Origin of the sequence: Streptomyces aurantiacus, assembly GCF_001418335.1 — a bacterium.
In the GTDB taxonomy this organism is placed as follows: domain Bacteria; phylum Actinomycetota; class Actinomycetes; order Streptomycetales; family Streptomycetaceae; genus Streptomyces; species Streptomyces aurantiacus.
In genome coordinates this window covers 1-2,886 of sequence record NZ_LIPP01000356.1, presented here as the reverse complement: position 1 = coordinate 2,886, position 2,886 = coordinate 1, and the positions used below count along the sequence as shown (strand labels likewise).

The following is a 2,886-nucleotide window of genomic DNA, read 5'->3' as shown; positions in this document are numbered from 1 at the left end:
GACAGGGTGGGTGGGAAAGAAAAGAAACAGCAACCTCAGCGCCGCGCACGCGGATCCCCCAGCTCCCCCCGCAACCGCTGCGCCCGCAACACCAGCTCCAGCTCGAACCGCCGGTCCGGGTCATCGACCTCGTCCCCCCACAGTTCCCGTATCTGCCGAAGGCGATACCGCACGGTCTGCGGGTGGACCCCAAGGCGCGCGGCCACCTCGGGCGCGCCGCCCCGTGTCTCCAGCCAGGCCAGCATGGTCTCCGCGAGCCGCCGCCCGTGGGTGGGGCCGCAGTGGGCGAGCGGCTCCAGGCAGCGCAGCGCCAGGTCGTCGATCAGTTCCTCGGGCTGGAGCAGGACCAGCGCCTCGGTGTGTTCGGTGCAGTACAGCACCTCCCCCGCCGGCAGCAGCCCGCGCTCCATCAGCCGTACCGCCGCCTCGGCCCAGCGCAGCGACTTCGCCGCGTCGGACAGCGGCACGGGCGGGCCGATCGCGCCCGCCCAGCCCGTCAGCGCCCGGTGCAGCAGTTCGGGGCGCCCGGCGGCGTCGGGCTCGGGCACGACCATGCGGGGCTGCTCGTACTCCATGTCGAGCAGTACGCCCTGGCTCACGGCGGGCGCGACGGCCTCCCGGGCGGGCCGCAGCAGTACGCCGACCGCGACCTTGCCGGGCAGCGGCCAGCCGATCCGCGCGGCCCGTTCGGAGAGCGCGTCGGCCGGGTCCGACCGGGGGTGCTCGGCGAGCAGCAGTTCCATCAGCCGGCGCTGCAGGCGCAGCCGCTCCCCGGCCTGCCGGGCGGCGGCCTCCGCGTAGCCGCGTACGGACTGGTCGACCAGCCCGTCCAGGTACTCGTATCCGGCGTCGACCAGCTCGTACATCGCGGGCGGCGGGATCTCCACGCGCTGCCCGATCTCGGCGAACCGGCGCCAGGCCAGCCGTACGCCGAGCCGGTAGATCGCCTGGAGCGCGTCGAGGCTGCGGCCGTTCAGGCCCTCGCCGCGGCCGAACTCCTGGAACACCTCGGGGTGGACGCGCGGCCGGCCCTCGGCGGTCTCCAGGTGCTGGACGAACACCTCGATGGCCCGGCGGATGCCGATCAGCGCCATCGGCTCGCCGGAGTCGTCGAGCACGACGGGCAGATGGGGGTACTCGTGCCGGATCTCCTGAAGGATCTCCTCGGCGAGCACGGGCGCCTCGGCCATCGCGAGCTCGGCGAACTCCCGTACCTGGAGGCGCGGTACGTCGCGCCAGGCCGAGCGCACGATGACGGGTCCCTGTCGGAGGGCCATCGTCAGCGCTCCCGGCCGGCCGTCTCGTAGGTGATGAGCGGTGTGTTCGGCTGGTCGGGGGTCGCGTCGAGCAGTGCGACGACACCGAGGGCGGCGCCCACGGCGAGGACGGCGGCGACGACCACGGTCAGCAGGGCGGCGAGCGGTCTGGGCATCGCGGGTCAGCCTCTCTGTCGAAAGGTCACTCCCACCTTGGCGCTCCGCTGGGAGCGCCCTCGGAATCTGCGGTCGGAATCTGCGGGTCGATCGTGGCTGATCGCGCAGTTCCCCGCGCCCCTTCGGGGCGCGGCCCACCCAGCTCCCCAGCGCCGGCAAGTCCTCAGTGTCATCAACGCATTGACACCTCGTCAAGGGTCCGTCTACGGTTCCCGGCCCATACCGCACGTGCACCCTCCCCCACCGTGCCGGCACACGTCCGTTCCGTGTCACCACGAGCCCCTGGAGTGCCCGGATGCGCCGTAGAGCCACCCCCTTTTCGCTCATCATCCTGGGTCTGGGCGTCTTCCTGCTCGTCCTGGCCCCCCTGCTCGCCTGGTACGTCGAGCCACGGGCCCAGCGCACGCCCGTCGACATCGACACGACGACCGTCTTCACCGGTACGGGCAGCTATTTCGACACCGACGAGATCGAGACCGTCCACGACAAGAAGATCACCATCACCCGGCAGGTCCGCGGTGACGTCTCCGACAGCGAGAAGAGCGGCCGGGCGGTCTGGGACGTGTCCACGTCCGTCGACACCGACAGGTCACTGCCCGCGGCCGACCCGCACGACTCGCTCCAGTGGACCATGGAGCGCTGGGTGACCGACCGGAAGACGAACGAGCCGGTCCACTGCTGCGAGGAGAAGCCGTACTTCGAGGGCGAGGCGTATCTGAAGTTCCCCTTCGACGTGCAGAAACGCTCCTACATCTGGTGGGACAACACGCTCGGCTCGACCGTCACGCTGGCCTACAAGGGCACGAAGCGCGTCCAGGGCTACGAGGGCCTGCGCTTCACCGGCACCGTCCCCGCCACCAAGACCGGCACCCGGCTCGTACCGGGCACCCTCGTGGGCGTACCGGACGCCGGTCAGGTGCTCGCCGAGGAGTGGTACTCCAACCACGGCGTCGAACTCGTCGCCGACCAGCGCACGGGCCGGATCATCTACGCGGCGATCGGGCCCCGTAAGACGCTCCGGGCGCCCGGCGGCGAGAAGGACGCCGTCGTGCTCCTCGACAGCGAGCGGATCGCGTTCACCCCCGAGACCCAGCGGGAGCAGGTGGATCTCGCCGACACGGACAGCGGTCTGCTGCGCCTGGTGGGGCGTACGTTGCCGCTGGGGGCCGCGATCGCCGGGTTCGTCCTCGCTGTCGTCGGTGCCGTTTTGGTCACACGCGGACGTTCACATCCCGATACGCCCGAGAGCTCCCAGCAGCCGCTCACGATGTGATGAGGCGTCAGCCCGACAAAGCCCCGAACTTGTCACTTCGGTGAGTAGCCGCATCGAACCAGCGGGCGAAAACTGTCCACCCCACCCGTACACAGCCCACTCACATACACATTCCACCCACACTCCCGTCACAGCCGGACCCTCCACATCCCACACCCCGCACCCCGCACCCCCCTGGAC

The 2,886-nt window shown here is 70.8% G+C and carries 3 protein-coding genes; 1 reads left to right on the top strand and 2 read right to left on the bottom strand.

Annotated elements, in window-relative coordinates; genetic code table 11:
- Positions 1-35: 35 nt before the first annotated feature.
- Both AOK01_RS34980 and AOK01_RS44235 read right to left on the bottom strand, forming a co-directional pair.
- On the bottom strand, positions 36-1,277 hold the full coding sequence (locus AOK01_RS34980) for a PucR family transcriptional regulator (RefSeq protein ID WP_055518844.1): 1,242 nt from the start codon (positions 1,275-1,277) through the stop codon (positions 36-38).
- Between the two features lie 2 nt (positions 1,278-1,279).
- Entirely contained in the window at positions 1,280-1,432 is a 153-nt protein-coding gene (locus AOK01_RS44235) for a hypothetical protein (protein WP_169800173.1), read from the bottom strand.
- A 296-nt stretch (positions 1,433-1,728) separates the two neighbouring features.
- Between AOK01_RS44235 and pgfA the strand changes: the two genes are divergently transcribed.
- Entirely contained in the window at positions 1,729-2,706 is a 978-nt protein-coding gene (gene pgfA / locus AOK01_RS34975) for a cell envelope lipid trafficking protein PgfA (RefSeq protein ID WP_055518842.1), read from the top strand.
- The last annotated feature ends 180 nt before the right edge of the window (positions 2,707-2,886 follow it).

What these genes read in the sequence shown, in the direction of transcription:
- AOK01_RS34980 (WP_055518844.1), bottom strand. Translation starts at nt 1,277, where the DNA reads ATGGCCCTCCGACAGGGACCCGTCATCGTGCGCTCGGCCTGGCGCGAC.
- AOK01_RS44235 (WP_169800173.1), bottom strand. Translation starts at nt 1,432, where the DNA reads ATGCCCAGACCGCTCGCCGCCCTGCTGACCGTGGTCGTCGCCGCCGTC.
- pgfA (WP_055518842.1), top strand. Translation starts at nt 1,729, where the DNA reads ATGCGCCGTAGAGCCACCCCCTTTTCGCTCATCATCCTGGGTCTGGGC.